Origin of the sequence: Pseudarthrobacter sulfonivorans (genome assembly GCF_024391045.1) — a bacterium.
Classification (GTDB): Bacteria; Actinomycetota; Actinomycetes; order Actinomycetales; family Micrococcaceae; genus Arthrobacter; species Arthrobacter sulfonivorans_B.
This window is the reverse complement of sequence record NZ_JANFCZ010000017.1, coordinates 28744-52713: the sequence shown is the minus strand read 5'-3', so window position 1 is coordinate 52713 and position 23970 is coordinate 28744. Positions and strand designations below refer to the sequence as shown.

Here is a 23970-nt window from a genome sequence, read left to right as displayed (position 1 = left end):
GTCGGTGCCTTGTCCTGGCGTGCACGGGCACCTAACGTGGGCGGAATGGGTGATAAAAGCACAGGGCCGGGCCGGCCGCCGTCGAAGGAAACCCGGATCCTGCGAAACGCCATCGCGGGTATTTCCAGCATCTTCACTCTTCAGCGCCTGCAACTGGCGGCAAAGTCGGCGCTGGCGGCAGGTGTGGCGTTCGCCATCGCGCCGCTGATGCCCGGGTCCGCCGCGGAATATCCGTATTACGCCCCCCTGGGTGCCCTGGTGGCGATGTACCACAACGTGGCCGGATCAGTCCGTCAGGGGCTGCAGACGCTGGTGGGGCTCGCCATCGGGATCGGGCTGGCCTTCGTCCTGGTCAGCATCAGTGATCCGTCGCCGCTGGCCGTGGCGGTTTTTATGGGCATCGGCGTCATACTCGGCGGCCTCCCCCGGATTGGCTCGGGCAGCGATTGGATCCCGACGGCGGCGCTGCTGGTCCTGCTGGTGGGCGGCAGCAACCGGGACGACTTTTCGCTTGGCTACCTGATTCAGATGGGCGCCGGAGTGGGCGTTGGCATTGCCGTAAATTTCCTGGTCTTTCCGCCCCTGCACTTCGCGGCCGCCGCCAACAGTCTGGGCCAACTGCGGCTGGCCTTGGGGCGGCAGTTGACCGACATGGCGGCGGCCCTGACGGAACAGTGGCCGCCCGAGCATGAAGACTGGTCCCGCCGCTCCCAGGAACTCGCGGAAGCGGCCCGCACAGTCCGCCATCTTGTCCAGGAAGCTGACGAAAGCCGGCGGGCCAATCCGCGGCGACGGTTTCACCCGCGCGACCTCGAACTTGATTACCGCAACCTGCACAACCTCGAGCGGGTGACCTTCCACATCCAGGACATGACCGAGGTCCTCTCAGACGTGATCTGGGCGGACGACGTTCCCTATGAGGTGCCGTTCCAGGACAGTGCACCGCTTGCTGCCGCGCTGGACAGCGCCGGGCAACTGATGGCCTCCTTCGAAACTGACGATGAATCGGAGCAACGTCGACTCTTCGCTGCCGCGAAGTCGGCGGTGGACGCCTGTATGGCCGGCTCCGAGGGGAGCGGGAGCCACGGTGCCGTCGCCGCCTCCGAATCCATCCTCCTCAGTCTGCACCGGATTCTCCGGGCCGTGCGGCCGGCCTCCTAGAGCGGCGCCACGAAGCCGCTGAAGTGTTTGCGGCCGGATCGGGGATTCCATGCCACATAGTCGGACTGCTGCCAGCCTCCGCCTGGTGCCTCCCCGGTCGTGATGTCCAGCGCAACCCTGCCCGGCAGGAAGACGGGCGCATCGAATGAAACTGACCACGCGAAGGTTTCGCCCTTCACCGGCCCGACGTCTGCGAGTGCCCTGGAAGCAAGGTACATCCCGTGGGCGATGGAGCGCCGCATGCCGAGCGCCTTGGCTGAGAGGACGCTCAGGTGGATCGGGTTGAAGTCACCGGAAACGGCGGCATAGGCGCGTCCGGTGTCGACTCCGAGGTGCCACACCGCCGTCGGGTCCGGGGGTGTGAAATCGGGTGTCCCGTTGCGGGGTGACGGGACGTCGATACCGGGCAGGAACACACCTTTGGAAAGATAGGTGGACCGCCCGGTCCAGCGGATGTCCTGCGTGTCCGCTCCCCTGATCTCGGCGACGACGTCCAGCTGGGTACCGGCCCGGTGCCCCCGGAGGTTCTCAACCCGCGCCTCGATGTCGAGGAGATCTGTGAAGATCACCGGCGCATGCTGTTCGACATAGTTGCTCAGATGGATCATGCCCAGGAGGGGCAGGGGAAAATCGTCCCGGTTCATCACGCTCATGGCGAGCGGGAAAGCCAGGGCATGGAGAAAGCCCGCGGGCAGGATGTCCCTGGCCGACAATCCGATGAGGTGCTGGTAAGCGGTGAGATTTTCGACGTCGGCCCTCACACCGCGCACGACGTGTGCGGTGTCAGGGAGGGTTGAGCCGCCGTGGGTGCCCAACACGCGTCGGCGCGCCGCCTGGGCGGCGGCATTGACATATAGCTTGGACAGCGAGGGCATCTCCCCCAGGATGACTGGTTGCGCGGCGCTCATGCGCCCACCAGGTTCTGCCCGCACACGCGCAGGATGTCCCCGTTGATGCCGCCGGCGGCGTCGCTGGCCAGGAAGGCGATGGCTTCCGCCACATCCACTGGCAGTCCACCTTGCTGCAGGGCGTTCAGACGCCTGCCGACCTCCCTGACGGCGAAGGGAATCCGCGCCGTCATTTCGGTTTCGATAAAACCGGGAGCCACGGCATTGATGGTGCCTCCCCGTGCCGCGAGCAGGGGCGCGGTTGCCCGCACCATCCCCATGACGCCGCTCTTGGATGCGGCGTAGTTGGTCTGGCCGCGGTTGCCGGCGATTCCACTGGTGGAGGCAACCGAGACGATGCGCGGCGTGCCGCTGAAGCGGTCCGAGGCCAGCAGTGCTTCGTTGATCCTGAGCTGGGCGGCGATGTTGATGTTGAGCACTGCGTTCCAGCGCGCCGCGTCCATGTTTGCGAGGAGCTTGTCCCGGGTGATGCCGGCATTGTGGACCACAATGTCCAGGTGCCCGTGCCGCTGCAGGGCGTGCTCCAGGATGCGCTGGCCCGCATCCACGCGGCTGATGTCCAACTGCAGAGCCGTGCCGTGGACATCGTTGGCGACTGCGGCCAGATGATCACCGGCCGCCGGGATGTCGACAAGCACCAGGGTGGCTCCGTCGCGGTGAAGCGTGCGCGCGATGGCTGCGCCGATGCCGCGGGCCGCACCGGTCACCACAGCCACCTTGCCGGCGAGGGGCCGGTCGGAATCCGCCGGGAGCGTTCCGTTGGCGCTGCTGACGGTCAGGAACTGGCCATCAACGAAGGCCGAACGGCCGGACAGGAAGAATCGAAGCGCCCCGAGGGTGCTCGGACTCGTGGTCTGCACGTCCTCGGCCAAGAGGATGCCGTTCGCCGTTGCGCCCGCCCGGAGCTCTTTGGCCAGGGACCGCACGAACCCGTCGACACCCTGCCGTGCCGCTGCCTCGGCCGGATGTCCTGCCGTGTCCGCAGGCCGGGAAACCGTGACGAACCGGGCGCTCGGGCCAAGGTCACGGAGCGAGGCCGCAGCCGAAAGCACCGGCCTGGCAAGGTCGTCGGGCGTAGTCAGGCCGTCCAGGACAAGAATGATGGCACCAAGCTTTTCGCGGGGCACCGCGTGGCGGCGTACGTCCAGATTCCAGGACAGGAGGGTGGCCGCCAGTTCGTCGGCCCCGGGTGTGGTCCCCTGAACCAGGACGGGCCCGCTGACCAGTGCCTGGCCCGGCGTGTAGCGCCGCAGCGCCGCGGGTTGCGGCAGGCCGAGCCGTTTGGCGAGATCTTTGCCCAATCCCTGGCTGACCAGGCGGGTGTAGGTGTCGGTCATTCGGTGCTCCTACGCTGCTTCGAGAATTGCGACGACGCCCTGACCGCCGGCGGCGCAGATGGAAATGAGCCCCCGCGCGGGCCTGCCGTTCTTGCTGCCTTGGGCCTGCAGCATCTTGGCGAGGGACGCGACGATGCGCCCGCCGGTGGCGGCAAAGGGGTGGCCAGCCGCGAGGGAGGAGCCATTGACGTTCAGCTTGGCACGGTCGATGCTGCCGAAGGCCCCGTCCAGACCCAGTCGTGTGCGGCCGAATTCCTCGTCTTCCCACGCTGCCAACGTGCTCAGGACAGTCCCGGCGAAGGCTTCGTGGATCTCAAAGAAGTCAAAGTCCTCCAGGGTCAGTCCGTTGCGGGCCAGCAGCCGAGGGACAGCGAACGCCGGTGCCATCAGCAGGCCGTCTTTGCCGTGGACGAAATCCACCGCTGCGGTTTCCCCGTCCACCACCGTTGCGAGCATGGGCAGGTCATGAGCCCGGGCCCACTCCTCCGATGCCAGCAGCACCGTGGACGCCCCGTCCGTCAGTGGGGTGGAGTTTCCGGCGGTCATGGTTGCTTCGGCGCCAAGTCCCTTTCCAAAAACCGGCTTGAGTGCAGCCAGTTTCTCCAGCGTGGTGTCCGGCCTCAGGTTCGAGTCCTTGGCCAACCCCCGGTAGGGGGTCAGAAGGTCGTCGAAGAACCCGGCGTCATAGGCTGCAGCCAGGTTGCGGTGGCTGTTGAAGGCGAGTTCGTCCTGTGCTTCACGCGAAATGTTCCACTGAGCGGTGGTGAGGGCCTGGTGTTCACCCATGGACAGACCAGTGCGGGGCTCGCCGGTGCTGGGTGCGTCCGGGGCCAGGTCCTTGGGGCGGAGACGGCTGAGTACCTGCAGCCGCTGTGGCAGGGTCTTGGCCCTGCTGAGGTCCAGCAGCACTCCGCGCAGGCCTTCGCTCACGGCAATGGGAGCATCCGAGGCCGAGTCAACACCGCCGGCGATCGCAGATTCGATCTGGCCCAACTTGATCTTGTTTGCCAGGCCCAGCACTGTTTCCAGGCCTGTGGCGCATGCCTGCTGGAGATCGTACGCAGGGGTCTCCGCGGACAAGGCCGAACCGAGAACCGCCTCCCGGGTGAGGTTGAAATCGCGGGAGTGCTTCAGGACTGCGCCGGCGGCCACCTCACCGATCCGTTCCTCCTGGAGGCCGAACCTGGCGATCAGGCCGTCCAGTGCCGCAGTCAGCATGTCCTGGTTGGACGACTTGGTGTAGGCCCCGCCGGACCGGGCGAACGGAATCCTGTTGCCGCCAACAATCACTGCGCGCCGGACCGAGGGCGTTGGGCGCGGAGCCGCGGGGCTGGTGGATTCCTGGGGTCCGGTGGCGGACTGTCCGTTGACGGACATGGGCGTCTCCTCTGATCTGCGACGGTTATCGATACTCAGCGTACCTGATACGCTGAGTATCGTGAACAAGCTCCCCCTCGAACCGCCGATGCCTGCCGCGGGCCCAAACGCCGACGGCCGCTCCGCCCGCTGGCAGGCCCACCGGGAGGAACGCCGCCGGGAGCTCATCAAGGCCGCCCGGCGCGCTGTCCACGCGTTGGGCAGCGACGCCTCCATGGACGAGATCGCAACAGCTGCGGGCACATCGAAGTCCGTCTTCTACCGCTATTTCGGTGATAAGGCCGGCCTGCAACATGCGGTCGGTGAGGTGGTCCTCAGCCAGATGCAGCGCAAGATCCGCGAAGCGGCAGAAGCTGCACAGACGCCCAGGGAAGGCCTGCTGGCCATGATCTCGGCCTATCTCCAGATGGCGGAGACCAGCCCCAATGTCTATAGCTTCGTCACCCGCTATGCGCCGGTGGACGCCGAGAACCAGCCGGGATCAGCAGCCATTTCCGGGGCCCTAGGCCACTTTTTCGACTCCATCGCCGAAATGATCGCTGCCCCGATGCGGGCACACCTGGGCGACGGCAGGGCAGCCGTGATCGGCTACTGGCCTACCGCCGCCATCGGCCTGGTGCGGAGTGCCGGGGAACAGTGGCTCGCCACTCCTGACTCCGAGGCGAAGCCCGACCAGGCGGCCATGGCCCGCCAGATCACTGCGTGGCTTTGCGTGGGCATAGCCCCCGAACTCCTTGAAACCCCTGTCAGAACCAACGAAGGACATTGACATGACCGATGTAGTGGACCGCACCGGCGGCACCGGCAGAACCGCAGCCACGAAGGCAGGCAATGCTGCCGGGACCCCTCCCCGTGCCAAGGCATTGTCAGCGGGCTCCCGTGTCAGCGGGCAACCGGGCGCCCGGCCCGCCGTGGACGTTGCTGCCCTCGGCGAGCAGCTGCTGGGCAAGTGGGCGGACGCACGGCGGCACGCGCGGACCCTGGCCGCCAACCCGGCACTGCACAAAACCGAAGGCCTGACGCACACGGACCACCGGGCCCGCACTTTTGGCCAGCTCAAACTCCTGGTGGACAATAACGCCGTGCACCGGGCCTTCCCGGCGGAGCTGGGCGGCGCAAACGACCATGGCGGGAACATTGCCGGGTTCGAGGAGCTGGTCACCGCAGACCCGTCCCTGCAGATCAAGGCGGGCGTCCAGTGGGGCCTCTTCGGTTCGGCGGTGATGCACCTGGGCACGGCGGAGCATCATGCCAAGTGGCTGCCGGGCATCATGAGCCTGGAGATTCCGGGCTGCTTCGCGATGACGGAGACCGGCCACGGCTCTGACGTTGCCAGCATCGCCACCACGGCGACGTACGACGACGCCACTGAAGAGTTTGTCATCCACACGCCGTTCCGGGCCGCCTGGAAGGACTACATCGGCAACGCAGCCATTGACGGACTGGGCGCCGTGGTTTTCGCCCAGCTTGTGACCCAGGGCGTGAACCACGGTGTCCACGCGTTCTACGTCGAGCTGCGGGACCCCGAGACCAAGCAGTTCCGGCCCGGCATCGGCGGCGAGGACGACGGCGTCAAGGGCGGCCTTAACGGGATCGATAACGGCCGGCTGCATTTCAGCAACGTCCGTATCCCCCGGACCAACCTCCTCAACCGGTACGGCGACGTGGCGGCCGACGGCACGTACAGCTCACCCATCGCCAGTCCCGGCCGGCGGTTCTTCACCATGCTCGGAACCCTCGTGCAGGGACGCGTCTCCCTGGACGGTGCGGCCGTGGCGGCGTCCAAGATCGCCCTTGCCGCCGCCATCCGGTACGCAACCGAACGACGCCAGTTCAACGCCTCCTCCCACACGGAGGAAGAGGTCCTCCTCGATTACCAGCGGCACCAGCGCCGCCTGTTCACCCGGCTCGCCACCACCTACGCCGCAGGCTTTGCCCACGAGCAGCTGCTCCAGAAGTTCGACGACGTCTTCTCCGGCGCCCACGACACCGATGCTGACCGGCAGGACCTTGAGACCTTGGCGGCAGCACTGAAGCCGCTCAGCACCTGGCATGCCCTGGACACCCTGCAGGAATGCCGTGAGGCCTGCGGCGGTGCCGGCTTCCTGGTCGAAAACCGGTTCGCCTCGCTCCGTGCGGACCTGGATGTCTACGTCACGTTCGAGGGCGACAACACGGTGCTGCTCCAGCTGGTGGCCAAACGGCTCCTGGCCGACTACGCCAAGGAGTTCCGGAACGTGGACTTCGGTGTGCTGGCCCGCTATGTGGTGACCCAGGCCACGGGTGTGGCCATCCACCGCACCGGCCTGCGGCAGGTGGCCCAGTTCGTGGCAGACACGGGTTCCGTCCAGAAGGCCGCCATCGCGCTCCGGGACGAGGAGGGCCAGCGCGCCCTCCTGACGGACCGGGTCCAGACCATGGTGGCCGACGTCGGAGCTGCGCTTAAGGGCGCCAACAAGCTTCCCGTTGACAAGGGCGCGGCCCTGTTCAACCAACACCAGAACGAGCTGATCGACGCAGCCCAGGCACATGCGGAACTGCTGCAGTGGGAAGCTTTCACCGAAGCGCTCGGCGAAGTGCAGGACCCCGGCACCAAAGTTGTGCTGACCTGGCTGCGTGACCTGTTCGGCCTGTCACTGATCGAAAAGAACCTCTCCTGGTACCTCATGAATGGCCGGCTTTCCATGCAGCGCGCCCGGACCGTAGGCGACTACATCAACCGGCTCCTGGTTAAGATCCGGCCGCACGCGCTGGACCTGGTGGACGCCTTCGGCTACGGAGATGAGCACGTTCGCGCGGCGATTGCCACGGGCGCCGAAAAGACGCGGCAGGACGAAGCCCGGGCGCATTACCGGGCGCAGCGTGCCAGCGGATCAGCTCCCATTGACGAAAAGTCCTTGCTGGCGCGCAAGGCTGCGGGGCCGAAGAGCCGCCAGGGCTGACCTCCGGCAGCCCGTCCGGGAAACCAGCCAAAAGCACGACGGCGCCGCTCCCCTGGTGTGGGGGAGCGGCGCCGTCGTGCGTGGTTCTTCACCGGACGATTGCCGGCCGCGGGCCAGGACACTGGGTGTCAGGGGAGCACCGAGCGGTAGACCTCCAAGGTGGTCTCTGTGATGGACTCCCAGGAGAAGTGCTCCTCGGCGCGGCGGCGGCCTGCCTCACCCATGGCACGCGCGCGCTCGGGATCGGACACCACCTCGGTCAGGGCCGCGGCGAACTCGGTCACGAATTTCTCCGGGTCCAGTGGCGTTCCGGTCCCGTCGGTGACCTGCTCGAGCTCAACCAGCAGGCCGGTTTCACCATGCTGGACCACTTCGGGGATTCCACCGGTGGCACTGGCCACCACGGCAGCACCGCAGGCCATGGCTTCCAGGTTCACGATGCCCAGCGGCTCATAGATCGACGGGCAAGCAAAGGCTGTCGCGTGGCTCAGGACCTGGATCAGCTCATGGCGCGGAAGCATGCGCTCGATGAGGATGACGCCGGTGCGCTGCTGCTGCAGGTCCTCAATGAGGCGGGCCGTTTCGGCGGCAAGTTCGGGGGTGTCAGCGGCGCCCAGGCACAGGACCAACTGCACATCGGCAGGCAGCTTGGCGGCGGCCCGCAACAGGTACGGAACCCCCTTCTGGCGCGTGTTCCGGCCGACAAACACCACGCTGGGCTTCTGCGGGTCGATGCCCATCGCCCGCACTGCGTCGTCACCTTCATCGCGCTGCCACAGGTCAACGTCAATGCCGTTGTGGACCACCCTGACCTTCGCCGGATCAACGTTCGGGTAGCTGCGCAGGATGTCCTGGCGCATCCCCTCGGAGACGGCGATGATCGCGGCCGCTGCCTCATAGGCCGTCTTTTCCACCCAGGAGGACAACGCATAGCCGCCACCAAGCTGCTCAGCCTTCCAGGGCCGCAACGGCTCGAGGCTATGCGCGCTGAGTACATGCGGGATGCCGTGCAACAGTGATGCCAGGTGCCCCGCCATGTTCGCGTACCAGGTGTGGGAGTGGACCAGATCGGCCCCTTCAATGTCCGGCACGATGCGCAGATCCACGCCCAGGGTCTGCACGGCCGCGTTGGCCGAACCGAGGTCCTCGGGCACGGCATAGGAGGTCACCCCGGCACCGTGATAGTCAGCGTCGCGGGGCGCCCCGAAGGCTCGAACCTGCAGGTCAACGTGCTTACTAAGCACCCTGCTCAACTCGGCCACGTGGACTCCGGCGCCACCGTAGATTTCCGGCGGGAACTCTTTAGTCACAATGTCTATTCGCACGTTACCCAAGGTAGTCGTTCCGCCGTATCTGTTCTAGTGTGAAGGAGTCCGGACATGCCGGATTGTTTGGGGAGTTACGAAGGCGTACAGGAGCGACCACTATGCCGATAAATAAAAAAGTCCTGGCCATTGTCCTTGCAGGCGGCGAGGGAAACCGGCTTATGCCACTGACGGCGGACCGGGCCAAACCCGCGGTTCCGTTTGCAGGCAGTTACCGCCTTATCGATTTCGCCATTTCCAACCTGGTGAATTCGCGCTATTTGCAAATCGTGGTCCTCACGCAATATAAATCCCACAGCCTTGACCGGCATATTTCCGAAGCCTGGCGAATGTCCACCCAACTGGGCAACTATGTCGCCTCCGTTCCCGCACAGCAGCGCGTGGGCAAGAGCTGGTTCCTGGGCAGCGCCAACGCCATCTACCAGTCCCTGAACCTGATCCACGACGCCAACCCGGACATCGTCGTCGTGGTCGGCGCCGACCACGTCTACCGCATGGACTTCGCCCAGATGGTGGAACAGCACGTGCTCAGCGGCGCCAAGGCCACCGTCGCCGCCGTGCGCCAACCCCTGAACATGGCCAACCAGTTCGGTGTGATCGAAGTGGACCAGGACGACCCCCAGAAGATCGCCGCGTTCGTGGAGAAGCCGGCCACCACGCCCGGGCTTGCAGCCGACCCCAGCCAGTTCCTGGCTTCCATGGGAAACTACGTCTTCGACGCCGACGCCCTGGTGGCAGCCCTGCATGTGGACGCCGAGCGCCTCGATACCAAACACGACATGGGCGGCGACATCATCCCCTACTTCGTCAGCCAGGGTGAGGCCGGCGTCTACGACTTCACGCTCAACGACATCCCCGGCTCCACCGATCGTGACCGGACGTACTGGCGCGACGTCGGCACCATCGACTCTTTCTACGACGCGCACATGGACCTCATCTCACCGGTGCCGATCTTCAACCTGTACAACTCCGAGTGGCCCATCTACACCCGGCAAAGCATCTCCCCGCCCGCCAAGTTTGTCCGCGGTGAAGGCAACACAGTCGGTTCCGCCCTGGATTCCATCGTTGCCAGCGGGTGCGTGATCTCCGGCGGCATCGTGGAAGGCTCGGTCCTCTCCAACGACGTTTTCGTCGGCAGGTCCAGCCGCGTACTCGACTCCGTGCTGATGGACAAGGTCAACATCGGCGAAGGCGCTGTGGTGAAGCGTGCCATCATCGACAAGAACGTCAAGGTCCCGGCGGGTGCCGCAATCGGCCTCGACCACGACCTCGACCGGGCCCGCGGCTTCAAGGTCACCGAGTCCGGCATCACGGTGCTCTCGAAAGGCCAGGCCGTCCCCGAACCGGACGAAGCCGAGCGCGCCCTGGCGGCGGACAATTTGATCCTCGTGCCGGACGCGGTCCGAGCCGCCACGGAAACATGGTCCGAGCTGCGCAACTCCGTGGACAAGGTCGCCGAGGTGCAGGCGGCCGCCGTCGGCGTCAGGATGCCCGGCTCAGCTAAGTCGTAGAGCCCGCCAGGAGCCCGGCACACCACCGTTGGGCCGGGCTCCCGGCAGGCTGTAAAATTGGGGCAATGAGCTCCCCCGATCTGTCAGCCGGGCTGACGCCTGAGGAAATTCAGGCCTGCCTCAAGGTTTTGAACACCATCCACGTCTACGACGAGGAACACCCGGACTACGTGTCGGTGCGCCGGGCGACCGGCAAGATGTTCAAGGCAGTCAAGCGCCACCGCCGCGTCACCAAACGCGACCTGATAGCCGACGCCGACCGGGCGGTCATCGCCCAGACTGCCACTGCAGCCCCGGACCGCATCGACGACGAGACACGCGGCAACAAGCTGGCCACCTCGGCGACCGGCGCGGTTGCCGGCCACCTGATCCGGTCCCGTCCGTGCTACATCTGCAAACAGCACTACACGCAGGTGGACGCGTTTTACCACCAGCTTTGCCCCGAATGCGCGGCGTTCAACCACGGCAAGCGGGACGCCCGGACGGACCTCACGGGGCGGCGTGCACTGCTCACGGGCGGACGCGCCAAAATCGGCATGTACATTGCCCTGCGGCTGCTTCGGGACGGCGCACACACCACCATCACCACCCGGTTCCCGAAGGACGCCGCCCGCCGCTTCGCTGCGATGGAAGACAGCAGTGACTGGCTTCACCGGCTCCGGATTGTCGGCATCGACCTGCGCGACCCCTCGCAGGTCATGGCGTTGACGGATTCCCTGAACGCCGCGGGCCCGTTGGACATCATCATCAACAACGCGGCCCAGACCGTACGGCGTTCCGGCAACGCGTACAAGCCGCTGGTGGACGCCGAAGACGAACCCCTGCCCGCCGAACTGGAGCCCGCCAACGGCGGCCCGGAACTGCTGACCTTCGGCCATGCCCATGACAAGCACCCGCTCGCCCTTGCCGGCAGCGTGACCGATCATCCGGTCCTGGCCGGAGACGCCATCACGTCACTGGCGCTGTCCACGGGTTCGGCTTCCCTGGAACGCATCGCGTCAGGCACAGCGATCGACGCCGGCGGGCTGGTTCCGGATCTTGCCACGATCAACAGTTGGACACAGGTGGTGGATGAGGTGGATCCGCTGGAGATGCTCGAGGTCCAGCTCTGCAACGTCACCGCCCCTTTCCTGCTGGTCAGCCGGCTCCGGGACGCCATGAAGCGGTCCACGGCGCACCGGAAATACATCGTGAACGTCTCCGCCATGGAAGGCCAGTTCTCCCGCGCCTACAAAGGCCCCGGCCACCCGCACACCAACATGGCCAAAGCCGCCCTCAACATGATGACCCGGACCAGCGCCAAGGAAATGCTGGACTCCGATGGAATCCTCATGACGGCGGTGGACACCGGCTGGATCACCGACGAGCGTCCGCACTTCACGAAGGTGCGCCTCATGGAGGAAGGCTTCCACGCTCCGCTGGACCTGGTGGACGGTGCCGCCCGGGTTTACGACCCGATCGTGATGGGCGAAAGCGGCGAGGACCAGTACGGAGTCTTCCTGAAGGATTACAAGCCCAGCCCCTGGTAGGCAGAAGGTCACTGTGCCGACCACGCCTGCACAGCGTAGGCTCGGCGTCATGAGCAGCGAATCAATTACCGAAGTGCACAACCTGGAACACCACGAGTGCTGGGAACTCCTGCGGACCGTCTCCGTGGGCCGGCTCGCGGTGCTGGTGGACGGGCATCCTGACATCTTCCCCATTAACTACACCGTGGACGGGGGCACAATCGTCTTCCGCACCGGCCAGGGGACCAAGCTGGCCGCAGCGTCCGGAGGATCCCACGTGGCAGTGGAGGCCGACGGCGTGGATGCCGTCAGCGGCCTTGCCTGGAGCGTGGTGCTCAAGGGCCCTGCCGCGGCCATCAAGGGCACCGAGGGCGTCCTGGACACCGCGGCGCTCTATCTGTTCCCGTGGCAGGCCGGCAAGAAAGACACCTTCATCCGGGTCAGCCCCGACTCCCTGACCGGACGCCGGTTCAAGGTCACCGCCCCGATGACCTGGTGGACGCAGCTGAGCGGAGCGGCCAAGGCCTCCCCCGAGTGATCCGCTGAGTGGCCTGCCTAGGCCAGCCGGGTGATTTCCACGCTCACGGTCAGGGCAGACCCGCCGCCGCCGGAAAGGATGCCTTTCAGCGGCGGCACATCGCGGTAGTCCCGGCCCCTGGCGACGGTCACGTGAAAGTCACCGGCGGGTTTGTGGTTGGTGGGGTCCCAGCTGCGCCACGCCCCGTCCCAGAACTCCAGCCACGCGTGCGACTGGCCGGCGACTGTCTCGCCGATCGCCGCCGTCGACCGCGGGTGCAGGTAACCCGAAACGTACCGGGCCGGAATCCCGCAGCTGCGCAGTGCACCGATGGCCAGGTGCGCCAGGTCCTGGCAGACTCCCTGCCGCTGCCCCCAGGCCTCCTCAGCATTTGTGGTGACCGCCGTGGATCCTGACATGTACGTCATCTCCCCGCGCATCCACTCAAACACGGCCATGGCGGCGTCGTGCGGGTTCTTGCCCGCAACGACGCCGGGAATGATTCCCAGGACTTCGTCGCCCGGCCCGCTGAGCTGGGACTGCGGCAGCCAATCGCTGAACGAGTTCAGGGTCTCCGTTGACGCCAGGACGTCCCAGCCTGGGATGTCGGCCTCGGCCGGGATCTTTTCTGCCCGGTGCACCTCGACAGTGATATTGGAGACGACTTCAAGGTGCTCGTGCGGCATCTGCATGTCGAAGGCCGTGACCCTGGTGCCCCAATAATCCCGGTAGGTGCTGACGGCGGCCTGCGACGGCGATACCTTGAGCACCGACTCCAGCACCACCTGCTGGGGATCCGTCAGGGGCGTCATGCGGGCCTCGTTGTAGGACAGCGTGACGCGCTTGTTGTATTTGTAGGCAGTGGTGTGGATGATACTCAGCCGGGTCATGAAACTTCTCCCACCCAGGCCAGTTCGTCCGCCTGATTGAAGTACTTACGGGAAATGGCGTCCGACGCCTGGGCCACGGCCTTCTGCACGCGTTCCATGTGCTCGGGCAGCTCGGACATCAGATCGTCCGTGCGGTGGAACTCAAGGAACGTGCGGGCCTGGCCCACGATCCGCCGCGCGTCGTTGATGAAGCCGACGCGCTGCGCGGACGGGTCCAGCTTGGCGAGGCACTCGTCGGCATCCCGCAGGGCATAAACGATCGACCGGGGAAAGAGGCGGTCCAGCAGCAGGAATTCGGCGGCATGCTGGTCACCGAACGCTGCCCGCCGGGTGCGCAGGAAGGACTCATAGGCCCCGGCGCACCGCAGCATGTTCACCCACGACATGCCCGCTGACAGGACATCGCGGGTGGAAAGCATGCGGGCCGTCATGTCCGCGCGTTCCAGGGAACGGCCGAGCACCAGGAACAGCCAGCTTTCATCGTGGCTCACCGTGGTGTCGGCCAGGCCGCTGACCATGGCGGTCCGTTCCAGGGTCCAGTTGCAGAACCGGTACGTCCCCACCACATCCTTGCGGTGCTGGCTCAGCCCGTAATACGTGGTGTTGAGGCTCTCCCACAGGCCGGAGGACACGGTCTCGCGGGCACGCCGTGCGTTCTCCCGTGCAGCGCCCAGGGAACCGGCGATGGACGTCGCACTGGTCTTGTCATACGCCACGGCGTGCAGCAGTTCGGGCAGGCCGAAATCCTCGCTTGGCGGTTTGGCGCCCATGACGGCGAGCAGTTCCTGCGCAACGCGGCGGCGCTCGTCCATGGGCAAGTGGTTGAGTCGTTCCAGGTGGACGTCCAGGATACGCGCCGTGCCATCGGCCCGCTCCACATAGCGGCCGATCCAAAATAGGGACTCAGCAATACGGCTAAGCATTCGCGGTGACCTCCTGTGCGTCCAAAATCAGTGGGCATGAACCCGTTGCTATTACTGCCGGTTCCGGGACACGGCTCACTGCTGCTGCTCCGGCTGACGGTCGCGCCAGTTGCTTTCAACCGGCCAGACGGACACCCGCTCACGGATGGAAATCGTCGGCCGCGGAACCGTCTCCACTGGCACCTGCGGCGACCCCGCCAGCACCCACGTGTCCTTCGACCCGCCGCCCTGGCTGGAGTTCACAATCAACGAGCCTTCCTTCAACGCCACGCGGGTCAGGCCACCGGGCAGCACCCAGACGTCGTCGCCGTCGTTCACTGCGAAGGGGCGCAGGTCAACGTGCCGGGGGCCGAACTTGTCCCCGCCCAGGGTGGGCACCGTGGACAGTTGCAGGACCGGCTGGGCGATCCAGCCGCGTGGGTCGGCGATGACCCGCTGGCGGAGCGCCTCGAGTTCGTCGTTGGAGGCATCCGGGCCGATCACCAGGCCCTTGCCGCCGGAACCGTCCACGGGCTTGACCACGAGCTCAGCCAGGTTGTCCAGGACATATTCCCGGGCTTCCTTTTCCTCCAGCCGGTACGTGTCCACGTTCGCGATGACAGGTTCCTCGCTGAGGTAATACCGGATGAGGTCCGGGACATAGCTGTAAACCAGCTTATCGTCCGCCACGCCGTTGCCCACGGCGTTGGCGATGGTCACGCCGCCTGCGCGGGCGGCGTTGACCAGGCCGGGACAGCCGAGCATGGAGTCCGAACGGAACTGCAGGGGATCCAGGAATTCGTCGTCGATACGCTTGTAGATCACGTCGACGCGCTGCTCACCGGCGGTGGTGCGCATGTAGACGCGGTTGCCGCGGCAGATAAGGTCACGGCCTTCCACGAGTTCGACGCCCATCAGTCCGGCCAGCAGGGTGTGTTCGAAGTAGGCACTGTTGAAGACGCCGGGGGTCAGGACCACCACGGTGGGATCGTCGACGCCGGCCGGTGCCGTTTTGCGCAGCGCTGACAGCAGCCGGCGGGGGTACTCCTCCACCGGCCGGATGAGCTGCTGCCCGAACGCTTCAGGCAGGCCTTTGGCCATGGCGCGCCGGTTTTCCAGGACATAGCTGACGCCCGAGGGCACCCTGACGTTGTCCTCCAGGACACGAAACGTGCCGGCGGAGTCACGGACCACGTCGATCCCGGAAATGTGCACCCGGACCCCGCCCGCAGGCTCGAAGCCGTGCACCTGCCGGTGGAAATGGGCGCTGGTGGTGACCAGCTGGCGCGGGATCACGCCGTCGGCCACGACGTTCATTTTGTCGTAGACATCGTTGAGGAAGGCTTCCAGGGCGCGCACACGCTGCGCCACACCCTTTTCCAGCACGGTCCATTCGTCGGCCGGGATGACGCGCGGCACAATGTCGAGCGGGAACGGCCGCTCCTCCCCCGCAAAGTCAAAGGTCACACCACGGTCCAGGAACGTGCGCGCCATCGAGTCCGCCCGGGCACTGACATCGGCGAGCGAAAGCTTGCGGAGCGCATCCGCCACCTCAACGTAGGAGGCACGGGCCTCCTGGCCGGGGGCGAACATCTCGTCGTAGGCGCCGGTGCGCCCGGCGGCCTCGGAGTAATCCTGGAATAGGTCTGACATGTCCTTTAGCCAACCATCTTTTTGTTTCGAATTCATTACCGCCATCCATTGTGGCGTGTTGCGCCGACGCCGCCGGTTCGCTGAATACGCGCGACATCCGGCAAGGTAGGTGAATGCCAGAGAAGACTAGCAAAGGGAGCTCCGGGAGCGGAGGGGACGGCGGCCGCCGGGGAAGATGGCCCGGGCTGCCCCGGGATGCCGACAGGCTGGTTCCCGGCCTCCTCACGGCCGCCGTCGCCCTGGCCGGCGCGTTTGCCGTGCATGCGGCCGTGCCCGCCCTGCCCGCCATGACAGCGGCGGTAGCGCTGGGGCTGCTCGCCGCGAACCTGCCGGGCACGGCAGCCTGGATCTCCGGGCGGGCAAGGCCGGGACTGGACTTCGCCGGCAAGCACCTGATGAGGGGCGGAATCATCCTGCTCGGCCTGAAGGTGAGCATCATGGACATCCTGGACCTGGGCTGGCTGGCCATGGTCCTGATCACCGGCGTGGTGCTGCTGAGCTTCGGCGGCACCTACGTCCTGGTGCGGCTCTTCCGTCTGCCGCGTGAGACGGCACTGCTGGTGGCCACCGGCTTCTCAATCTGCGGGGCCTCCGCCATCGGCGCCATGGCAGCGGTGCGCCGCATCCGGCATGCGGACACTGTCCTGCCCGTGGCGCTGGTGACGCTGTGCGGCACCCTGGCCATCGGACTGCTGCCGCTGCTGATGCACCCGCTGCAGCTCAGTCCGGAGACCTTCGGAGCCTGGACCGGCGCGTCCGTGCATGACGTGGGCCAGGTGGTGGCCACGGCGCAGACCGCGGGCACAGCAGCGCTGGGGATCGCCGTCGTCGTCAAACTCACCCGCGTGCTGCTGCTGGCGCCGGTGGTTGCCGTGGCGGGTATGCACCACCGCGCAACGGCGGTGACGACCCAGCAGACCCGGCCGCCGGTGGTCCCCCTGTTTGTCCTTGGCTTCGTGGCGCTGGTGGCGCTGCGGTCCACTGGCTGGCTCCCCGGCGGCGTGCTCGACGCCGGCGCCGGGCTCCAGGACATCCTGCTGGGGGCGGCGCTCTTCGGACTTGGCTCCGCGGTACGGATCCGCGCCCTCCTGCACACCGGAGCCCGGGCGCTGCTCGCGGCGCTCGCTGCCTGGCTCTTGATCGCACTGCTGGGACTGGCGGCCGCACTGCTGATCACCGGCTGACGGCCGGCCGGGAGCGGGACTGCCCGGGGGTCCCCCGTGATTAGATAGCTGGGTGTCACATGAAAATCTGCAGCGCAGCGAAGCCGCCCAACGATCAGCCCTGATCACCACGCACAGTTATGACGTGTCCCTGGATGTGCGGCAGGCCGCCGACCCGGACGTGGCGGGGTACACCAGCCGCAGCATCATCACTTTCTCGGCTGCGGAACCCGGGCCCGGGCTGACAAGGTCCACCTTCCTGGATTTCATCTGCGGCGAAGTCCACAGCGTGCTCCTCAACGGCGACCAGCTGCCGGTGGCAGACATTGTGGAGGGTTCCCGCATCCGCCTGGACAACCTGCAGGCAGAGAACCAGGTGACCGTCACGGGGACCGCCCTGTACAGCCGGTCAGGTGAGGGCATGCACCGTTTCGTGGATCCCGCGGACGGCCAGTGCTACCTCTACACCCAGTACGAACCTGCCGATGCCCGCCGGGTGTTCGCCAACTTCGAGCAGCCCGACCTCAAGGCGGAATTCACCTTCCACGTGACGGCCCCGTCAGGCTGGACAGTCGCTTCCAACGGAGCCGAAGCCGCACGCACCCCGCTGACCAGCGACCCGGACACCAGCCGCTGGGACTTCGCCACCACCAGGCCGATGTCCACTTACATCACCACAGTCCTGGCCGGCCCGTACTTCAAAGCCGAAGACCACTGGAGCGCAACGCTCGACGACGGCACCCGGCTGGAGGTGCCGCTGGCCCTTTACTGCCGCGCGTCGATGGCGGAATCCTTCGACCCGGCTGTGCTGTTCGACCTCACCAAGAACGGGCTGGAGTTCTTCAACCGGCTCTTCGGCTTCCCTTATCCCTGGGGCAAATACGACCAGGCCTTTGTGCCCGAATACAACCTCGGGGCCATGGAAAACCCCGGCCTGGTCACCTTCACCGAAAACTACGTGTTCACCTCCCGTGCCACCGACGCCCAATACCAGGCGCGCGCCAACACCCTGATGCACGAAATGGCGCACATGTGGTTCGGGGACCTGGTCACCATGCAGTGGTGGGATGACCTCTGGCTCAAGGAGTCGTTCGCCGACTACATGGGCACCCTCGCGGTGGACCGCGCCACGGAGTGGAAGACCGCGTGGGTGAACTTCGCGAACAAGCGCAAGGCCTGGGCCTACGTCCAGGACCAGCTCCCCACCACCCACCCGATCGTTGCCGACATCCCGGACCTCGAAGCCGCCAAGCAGAACTTCGACGGCATCACGTACGCCAAGGGCGCGTCGGTGCTCAAGCAGCTGGTGGCGTATGCCGGCTTCGACGCCTTCATCGCCGGCTCACGGCAATACTTCCGCGACCATGCCTATGGAAACACCACCCTGGCCGACCTCCTCTCCGCACTGAGTGCGGCGTCGGGCCGGGACCTGGCAGGCTGGGCAGCGCAGTGGCTGCAGACGTCCGGGATCCCCACCCTCGCACTGGAGGTAACAGCCGACGACGGCGTCCTGACCGGCGCGGCAATCGTCCAGGATGCGTTGGACCCGGTCACCGGACGGGAGGAGCTGCGGCCGCACCGGCTGCGCGTTGGCCTTTACAACTTCGACGGCGACGGTGCCCTGGTCCGCACCGGCAGCATTGAGACTGACGCGGCCGGCCGCAGGACCGAGGTTCCCGGGCTGGCCGGCCAGCCCCGGCCCGCGCTGCTGCTGCTCAACGACGACGACCTGACCTATGCCAAGGTCCGGCTCGACCCACAATCCGAAGCGACGGTCCTGGCATCCCTGGACCGGATCGCCGACCCCATGGCCCGGGCCCTCTGCTGGACAGCCCTGTGGAACTCCGCCCGCGACGCAGAGTCCCCCGCCACCCGTTACGTGCACGCCGTCATGGCATTCGGACCCGCCGAAACTGGGATCGGCGTGCTGCTGAACATCCTCGAAAACGCCGAGACCGCCGTCGAACACTACACGCCGGTGACTGAACGCGACACGGTGCGGCGGGACTTCCTGACAGCCGCGGCCCGGCAGCTGGAGCTGGCCGCCCCGGCCTCGGACCACCAGCTTGGCTGGGCCCGGACGGTGGCCGCCGTCAGCCGGCGCGACGACGCATTCCTGCCCCTCCTCAAGGGCCTGCTGGAGGGCACAGCGGAGGTGGACGGACTCGCAGTGGACGCAGAGCTGCGCTGGAACATCTGGCGGGCCCTGGCAGCCCATGGTCAGGCCACTGCCGAGGAACTGGACGCCGAGTTGGCACGTGACACCACCGCGTCAGGCCGCGCGGGCCGTGCCACGGCCCTGGCAGCCCGGCCGGATGCGGACGTCAAGGCTGCCGCCTGGGACGAAGCCGTCCACGGGACGGAGCTGTCCAACCAACTCCTCAGCGCCACCATCACCGGCTTCACCACGGCGGCTCCCGTCCTGCTGGAACCCTATGTGGAGCCGTATTTCGATTGCCTCCGGGAGGTCTGGGAGAACCGGAGCATCGAGATCGCCAGCCGGATTGTGCGGGGCCTGTTTCCTGCGGCGCAGGATCTGCCGGCCGGAACTTTGCCGGCGCAGCACCCCGTGGTGCAGCGCACCGACGCCTGGCTGGCAGCCAATGCCGACGCGCCCCGCGCCTTGCGCAGGATCGTTGTGGAACAGCGGGACCATCTGGTACGGGCACTGGCTGCCCAGGCGCGGGCCTAGCCGCCCCCCACCCTGTCACGGGACGCGGTGCAGCCACTCCTCGGTGCTGAATTTGGCCGCGACGCGGTCGTGGGCCGCGGCCAGCTCGGCATCGGACAGTTCCGACGGGGTGGCTGAGTACCGCTCGGTGAAGACCTCCATCATGGCCGCGATGATTTCGGTGCGGGCCAGCCCGGTCTGCCGCCGGAGCGGGTCCACCCGTTTCTTGGCGCTGCGGGTTCCCTTGTCCGAGAGTTTTTCCTTGCCAATGCGCAGCACGTCGACCATTTTGTCGGCGTCGATGTCGTAGCTCATGGTGACGTGGTGCAGCATGCCGCCGTTGGCCAGCCGTTTCTGGGCGGCGCCGCCGATCTTGCCCTGGTGGGTGGCAATGTCATTAAGCGGGACGTAAAACGCGCTGATCCCGAGCTTCTCCAGCGCGGCCATCACCCAGGCGTCCAGGAAGGCGTAGGAGTCGGCGAAGCTGATCCCGTCCACGAGCGTCTGGGGCAGGTAGAGGGAATAGGTGATGCAGTTCCCGGCCTCCATGAACATCGCTCCGCCGCCGCTGATCCGCCGCACCACGGTGATGCCATGCCGGGCGACGCCGTCCGGGTGCAGCTCGTTGCGCACCGACTGGAAACTCCCGATCACCACGGACGGTTCCTCCCAGTCCCAGAACCGCAGGGTGGGATTTCGCCGGCCGGCCCCCACCTCTTCGGTCAGGACCTCGTCCAGGGCCACATTGACGTGGGTGGGCAACACCGTAGGGGCGATGACATTCCAGTGGTGGTCCGACCAGGAGGTTGCCCGCGCCAGGGCACGCCGGACGGTCACCGCCACGGCGTCGGCCGTAAAGCCGAACAGGACGGCGTCCGGCGGCAAGGAGGCGCTGACCGCCGCGGACAGGTCCTCCGCCGTCGTACTTTCCCGAAGTCCGGTCAGGGCGCGGTTGATCCCGGGCAGCGCTTCATCCGGCTCGAGGAAGAAGTCACCGCTGAGCGAGACGTCGGCGAGGTGCCCGTCCGCCAGGTCGAAGTCCACCACCACAAGTTTGCCGCCGGGGACTTTGTACTCGCCATGGTGGCTGCGCGGACGGTCTTCGGCGGCAAACGGTGTGGCTGTCATGTCTTCCATCCTCCCCCACGCCCAAGGTTCCCGGAAACAACAAAGCCCGCACCGTTGCCGGTGCGGGCTTTGAAAGAACCTTGGGGGGAAGTGAATTACTTCTTGCCGCCGAAGCCCTTGAAGCGAGCGTTGAAGCGCTCGACGCGGCCTGCGGAGTCCATGATGCGCTGCTTGCCCGTGTAGAACGGGTGGGACTCGGAGGAGATTTCGACGTCGATGACCGGGTAGGTGTTTCCGTCTTCCCACTCGATGGTCTTCTTGGAAGACACGGTGGACTTGGTCAGGAACTTGACGCCGGAAGCCAGGTCGTTGAAAACAACAGCTTCGTACTTCGGGTGTGTATCAGACTTCATAATGGGGCCTTTGTTCGCACAACTGGATTTTGCCAGCTGCCAGGTATGAATGGGATGGCTGGTACCTGCGTCCTTGCCGCGGGGCGGAAAGAGCAGGACAGCCAGCTGTTAATGATAGCTGATCAGCGCAGACCCTGCGAACTCCGCGGCCGGAGCTCCCAGAATGCCACGGCCGAGGCCGCCGCCACGTTCAGCGAGTCCACTCCGGCACGCATCGGGATCTTTACGGCGAGGTCGACACCGGCGAGTGTCTCAGCGCTCATCCCCGCACCTTCAGTGCCGAGCACCAGGGCGAGCCGTTCCGGGTTGCCGGCGGCGAGGTGGTCGACGTCGACGGCGTCGTCCGTCAGTTCCAGCGCGGCCACCGTGAAGCCGTTCTGCTTGAGGACGGAGATATCCTGCGGCCAGGATTCCAGCCGCGCCCACGGAACCTGGAAGACGGTGCCCATGCTGACGCGGACGCTGCGGCGGTACAGCGGATCGCCGCAGCGCGGCGAAATCAGGACGGCATCGATATCCAGGGCAGCTGCGGACCGGAAGATCGCCCCGACATTGGTGTGGTCCACAATGTCCTCCAGGACCGCCACCCGGCGCGCGCCCGCCAGGAGTTCAGGCAGCGACACCGGCGCCGGCCGCTGCATCGCTGCCATGGCTCCGCGGTGCAGATGGAATCCGGTGATCTCTTCGAGCAGCGCCGCACTGCCGATGTAGGCCGGCACGTCCGGGTAAGCGGCCAGGACATCCTGCAGGTCTGCGAGCCACTTCTCGGCCAGGAAGAATGACCGGGGCCGGTGGCCGGCGGCCAGTGCCCGGCGCAGCACCCGTGACGATTCGGCGATGTACATGCCTTCAACCGGTTCGCGGAGTTTACGCAGGTGGACGTCTGTCAGCTGGGTGTAGTCGGACACGCGGGGATCCGCGGCGGATTCGAGATAGTGGATTGGCACCGGCTGATTATTTCAGCAGATTGGCGATCATAAAGCCCAGTGCCACCAGGCCCAGCGTGAAAATTACGCCGCGAAGGACCGGCGGGGACAGGCGGCGGCCCACCTTGGAACCGACGAAGCCGCCAATGAGCGAGCTGACCGCGATGATGGCCACCACCGGCCAGTTGATGCGCCCGAACGCGAAGAGCAGGTAGGAAGCTGCCGCCACAATGTTCACGCCCAGGACGAGGATGTTCTTCATCGCGTTGGCGTTCTGGATGGTGCCCGCCATAAAGACGCCCAGGATGCCCACCAGCAGGATGCCCTGCGCCGCTACGAAGTAGCCGCCGTAGACTCCGGCCAGGTACACCAGCACGATCAGCAGCACACCGTGGTTTTTGTCCTTGAGGGCATGCGCCGGGTTTTCCTCCCGGGACCGCACCCATTGCTGGAGCCGGGGCTGGAAGACCACCATCAGCAGGGCCACGACTATCAGGACCGGTGCGGCGTAGTAGAACACCTTTTCCGGGAGGTGCAGGAGGAGCCAGGCGCCGCTGATGCCGCCCAGCAGGGACGCAGGAAGCAGCCTGAGGAGCTGCGGGCCGCGGCCCTTGAGTTCCTTCCGGTACCCCCAGGCGCCGGCGGCATTTCCCGCCACCAGCCCCATGGCGTTACTGATGGAAGCTGTCACGGGGGCCACCCCGAGCGCGATCAGGACGGGAAAGGTAACCAGCGTCCCCGAGCCGACAACGGCGTTGATGGTGCCGGCCCACAGACCGGCAAAAAACACAAGGATGCTGCTGAGAAGCTCCACCTGAACGGAACCGCCTTAGCGGCGGGCGGTGGCCGTGTACCGGCCGGCGTTTTCGGTGACGTCCAGCGGCAGCCCGAAAGTATTGCTGAGGTGCTCGTCGGTGAGCACCTCTTTGATGGGGCCAGCGGCGACAACGCCGCCGTCGCGCAGCAGCATGGCGTGCGTGAATCCGGGCGGAACTTCTTCCAGGTGGTGCGTCACCAGGACCATGGCGGGAGACCCTTCATCGCTGGCGAGTTCGCCAAGCTTATGGACAAGCTCTTCGCGGCCGCCGAGATCCAGTCCGGCGCCGGGCTCATCAAGGAGGAGCAATTCGGGGTCTGTCATGAGGGCGCGAGCGATCTGGACCCGTTTGCGTTCGCCTTCGGAAAGGGTGGCGAAGGTCCTGTTCAGCAGCGGACCCATGCCCCAGTCGTTAAGCAGTCGGAAGGCGCGCCGTTCGTCCGGCCGCTCGTAGCCCTCGCGCCAGCGGCCGGTCACGCCGTACGCGGCCGTGACCACAACGTTCAGGACGTTCTCGGACTCGGGAATCTGGCTGGCCAAGGCGGCGGAGGACAGCCCAATCCGGGGACGGAGTTCGAACACGTCCACCCGGCCCATGGTTTCGTCCAGGATTCCCGCCGTGCCGCTGCTGGGGTGAAGGCGCGCAGCCGCTACCTGCAAGAGAGTGGTCTTGCCGGCGCCGTTGGGGCCCAGGATGACCCAGCGTTCGCCTTCATTGACTTGCCAGTCCACTTTGTCCAACAGGGTCTTTTTGCCTCGGACAACGCTGACGGAAGCCAATTCAAGAACATCACTCATAAGAATAGACACTAGGACAAAATCCGGGCCGACTGATAACCGGAACCATCCCGGTCAAAGCGGCGGACCCGCGGACACCGCGC

Annotated in this window: 20 protein-coding genes; 8 read left to right on the top strand and 12 right to left on the bottom strand. The window is 66.2% G+C overall.

The features are described 5' to 3' along the window. The first annotated feature begins 45 nt into the window (after positions 1-45). A complete protein-coding gene (locus NQJ30_RS12315; RefSeq protein WP_304664070.1) occupies positions 46-1161 on the top strand; it encodes an FUSC family protein in 1116 nt (371 codons plus the stop codon). Here the strand turns inward: NQJ30_RS12315 and NQJ30_RS12310 are convergent. The 3 genes from NQJ30_RS12310 to NQJ30_RS12300 are packed head-to-tail and all read right to left on the bottom strand — an operon-like array spanning position 1158 to position 4783. Next, a complete protein-coding gene (locus NQJ30_RS12310; RefSeq protein WP_255770213.1) occupies positions 1158-2069 on the bottom strand; it encodes a MaoC/PaaZ C-terminal domain-containing protein in 912 nt (303 codons plus the stop codon). The two genes, NQJ30_RS12315 and NQJ30_RS12310, sit on opposite strands and share 4 nt — an antisense overlap. Next, positions 2066-3406 carry a 3-oxoacyl-ACP reductase gene (locus NQJ30_RS12305; protein ID WP_255770212.1) on the bottom strand — a complete coding sequence of 447 codons (1341 nt, stop codon included), beginning with the start codon at positions 3404-3406 and terminating at the stop codon, positions 2066-2068. Before NQJ30_RS12305 ends, NQJ30_RS12310 begins: the two co-directional genes overlap by 4 nt. A 9-nt stretch (positions 3407-3415) precedes the next feature. Further along, complete coding sequence (locus NQJ30_RS12300) at positions 3416-4783, bottom strand: acetyl-CoA C-acetyltransferase (RefSeq protein WP_255770211.1); 1368 nt, start codon at positions 4781-4783, stop codon at positions 3416-3418. 88 nt (positions 4784-4871) lie between these two features. Here NQJ30_RS12300 and NQJ30_RS12295 point away from each other — a divergent pair, with 88 nt between their 5' ends. Both NQJ30_RS12295 and NQJ30_RS12290 read left to right on the top strand, forming a co-directional pair. Further along, a complete protein-coding gene (locus NQJ30_RS12295; protein ID WP_255770250.1) occupies positions 4872-5552 on the top strand; it encodes a TetR/AcrR family transcriptional regulator in 681 nt (226 codons plus the stop codon). Between the two features lies 1 nt (position 5553). Next, complete coding sequence (locus NQJ30_RS12290; RefSeq protein ID WP_255770210.1) at positions 5554-7725, top strand: acyl-CoA dehydrogenase family protein; 2172 nt, start codon at positions 5554-5556, stop codon at positions 7723-7725. 128 nt (positions 7726-7853) lie between these two features. Here the strand turns inward: NQJ30_RS12290 and glgA are convergent, their stop codons facing one another. After that, entirely contained in the window at positions 7854-9050 is a 1197-nt protein-coding gene (glgA, locus tag NQJ30_RS12285; RefSeq protein ID WP_255770209.1) for a glycogen synthase, read from the bottom strand. Between the two features lie 101 nt (positions 9051-9151). Between glgA and glgC the strand changes: the two genes are divergently transcribed. The 3 genes from glgC to NQJ30_RS12270 all read left to right on the top strand — a co-directional run bounded on the left by glgC (position 9152) and on the right by NQJ30_RS12270 (position 12607). Next, the gene (gene glgC, locus NQJ30_RS12280; RefSeq protein ID WP_255770208.1) at positions 9152-10561 is read left to right on the top strand and encodes a glucose-1-phosphate adenylyltransferase; all 1410 of its coding nucleotides are present in this window, start codon (positions 9152-9154) and stop codon (positions 10559-10561) included. Positions 10562-10626: 65 nt separating this feature from the next. Beyond that, on the top strand, positions 10627-12090 hold the full coding sequence (locus NQJ30_RS12275; RefSeq protein WP_255770207.1) for an SDR family NAD(P)-dependent oxidoreductase: 1464 nt from the start codon (positions 10627-10629) through the stop codon (positions 12088-12090). Between the two features lie 49 nt (positions 12091-12139). Beyond that, positions 12140-12607: a pyridoxamine 5'-phosphate oxidase family protein gene (locus tag NQJ30_RS12270; RefSeq protein WP_255770206.1), complete on the top strand. Its 468-nt coding sequence runs from the start codon at positions 12140-12142 to the stop codon at positions 12605-12607. 17 nt (positions 12608-12624) lie between these two features. Here the strand turns inward: NQJ30_RS12270 and NQJ30_RS12265 are convergent, their stop codons facing one another. The 3 genes from NQJ30_RS12265 to NQJ30_RS12255 all read right to left on the bottom strand — a co-directional run bounded on the left by NQJ30_RS12265 (position 12625) and on the right by NQJ30_RS12255 (position 16031). Continuing rightward, positions 12625-13476 carry a transglutaminase family protein gene (locus tag NQJ30_RS12265; protein WP_255770205.1) on the bottom strand — a complete coding sequence of 284 codons (852 nt, stop codon included), beginning with the start codon at positions 13474-13476 and terminating at the stop codon, positions 12625-12627. Then, a complete protein-coding gene (locus tag NQJ30_RS12260) occupies positions 13473-14399 on the bottom strand; it encodes an alpha-E domain-containing protein (RefSeq protein WP_255770204.1) in 927 nt (308 codons plus the stop codon). Before NQJ30_RS12260 ends, NQJ30_RS12265 begins: the two co-directional genes overlap by 4 nt. A gap of 75 nt (positions 14400-14474) precedes the next feature. Next, on the bottom strand, positions 14475-16031 hold the full coding sequence (locus tag NQJ30_RS12255; RefSeq protein ID WP_255770203.1) for a circularly permuted type 2 ATP-grasp protein: 1557 nt from the start codon (positions 16029-16031) through the stop codon (positions 14475-14477). Between the two features lie 113 nt (positions 16032-16144). On the opposite strand from NQJ30_RS12255, the gene NQJ30_RS12250 reads away from it, so the two are divergent. Then, a complete protein-coding gene (locus tag NQJ30_RS12250) occupies positions 16145-17215 on the top strand; it encodes a YeiH family protein (protein ID WP_255770202.1) in 1071 nt (356 codons plus the stop codon). A 52-nt stretch (positions 17216-17267) separates the two neighbouring features. Then, positions 17268-19886: an aminopeptidase N gene (gene pepN, locus NQJ30_RS12245; RefSeq protein WP_255770201.1), complete on the top strand. Its 2619-nt coding sequence runs from the start codon at positions 17268-17270 to the stop codon at positions 19884-19886. A gap of 15 nt (positions 19887-19901) precedes the next feature. Here the strand turns inward: pepN and NQJ30_RS12240 are convergent, their stop codons facing one another. The 5 genes from NQJ30_RS12240 to NQJ30_RS12220 form a co-directional block, all read right to left on the bottom strand. Beyond that, entirely contained in the window at positions 19902-20993 is a 1092-nt protein-coding gene (locus NQJ30_RS12240; protein WP_255770199.1) for a lipoate--protein ligase family protein, read from the bottom strand. 95 nt (positions 20994-21088) lie between these two features. Next, positions 21089-21346 carry a type B 50S ribosomal protein L31 gene (locus NQJ30_RS12235; protein ID WP_024365679.1) on the bottom strand — a complete coding sequence of 86 codons (258 nt, stop codon included), beginning with the start codon at positions 21344-21346 and terminating at the stop codon, positions 21089-21091. A gap of 122 nt (positions 21347-21468) precedes the next feature. Further along, complete coding sequence (locus NQJ30_RS12230) at positions 21469-22293, bottom strand: TrmH family RNA methyltransferase (RefSeq protein WP_255770198.1); 825 nt, start codon at positions 22291-22293, stop codon at positions 21469-21471. 7 nt (positions 22294-22300) lie between these two features. Further along, the gene (locus tag NQJ30_RS12225; RefSeq protein WP_255770197.1) at positions 22301-23086 is read right to left on the bottom strand and encodes a sulfite exporter TauE/SafE family protein; all 786 of its coding nucleotides are present in this window, start codon (positions 23084-23086) and stop codon (positions 22301-22303) included. 15 nt (positions 23087-23101) lie between these two features. Beyond that, positions 23102-23887: an ABC transporter ATP-binding protein gene (locus tag NQJ30_RS12220; protein ID WP_255770196.1), complete on the bottom strand. Its 786-nt coding sequence runs from the start codon at positions 23885-23887 to the stop codon at positions 23102-23104. Positions 23888-23970: the final 83 nt, after the last annotated feature.

Coding starts and splice junctions, on each gene's coding strand:
- NQJ30_RS12265 (WP_255770205.1), bottom strand. CDS start 13,476: ATGACCCGGCTGAGTATCATCCACACCACTGCCTACAAATACAACAAG.
- NQJ30_RS12305 (WP_255770212.1), bottom strand. CDS start 3,406: ATGACCGACACCTACACCCGCCTGGTCAGCCAGGGATTGGGCAAAGAT.
- NQJ30_RS12275 (WP_255770207.1), top strand. CDS start 10,627: ATGAGCTCCCCCGATCTGTCAGCCGGGCTGACGCCTGAGGAAATTCAG.
- NQJ30_RS12310 (WP_255770213.1), bottom strand. CDS start 2,069: ATGAGCGCCGCGCAACCAGTCATCCTGGGGGAGATGCCCTCGCTGTCC.
- NQJ30_RS12315 (WP_304664070.1), top strand. CDS start 46: ATGGGTGATAAAAGCACAGGGCCGGGCCGGCCGCCGTCGAAGGAAACC.
- NQJ30_RS12260 (WP_255770204.1), bottom strand. CDS start 14,399: ATGCTTAGCCGTATTGCTGAGTCCCTATTTTGGATCGGCCGCTATGTG.
- NQJ30_RS12235 (WP_024365679.1), bottom strand. CDS start 21,346: ATGAAGTCTGATACACACCCGAAGTACGAAGCTGTTGTTTTCAACGAC.
- NQJ30_RS12290 (WP_255770210.1), top strand. CDS start 5,554: ATGACCGATGTAGTGGACCGCACCGGCGGCACCGGCAGAACCGCAGCC.
- NQJ30_RS12255 (WP_255770203.1), bottom strand. CDS start 16,031: ATGTCAGACCTATTCCAGGATTACTCCGAGGCCGCCGGGCGCACCGGC.
- NQJ30_RS12270 (WP_255770206.1), top strand. CDS start 12,140: ATGAGCAGCGAATCAATTACCGAAGTGCACAACCTGGAACACCACGAG.
- NQJ30_RS12295 (WP_255770250.1), top strand. CDS start 4,872: ATGCCTGCCGCGGGCCCAAACGCCGACGGCCGCTCCGCCCGCTGGCAG.
- glgC (WP_255770208.1), top strand. CDS start 9,152: ATGCCGATAAATAAAAAAGTCCTGGCCATTGTCCTTGCAGGCGGCGAG.
- NQJ30_RS12250 (WP_255770202.1), top strand. CDS start 16,145: ATGCCAGAGAAGACTAGCAAAGGGAGCTCCGGGAGCGGAGGGGACGGC.
- NQJ30_RS12220 (WP_255770196.1), bottom strand. CDS start 23,887: ATGAGTGATGTTCTTGAATTGGCTTCCGTCAGCGTTGTCCGAGGCAAA.
- NQJ30_RS12240 (WP_255770199.1), bottom strand. CDS start 20,993: ATGACAGCCACACCGTTTGCCGCCGAAGACCGTCCGCGCAGCCACCAT.
- NQJ30_RS12300 (WP_255770211.1), bottom strand. CDS start 4,783: ATGTCCGTCAACGGACAGTCCGCCACCGGACCCCAGGAATCCACCAGC.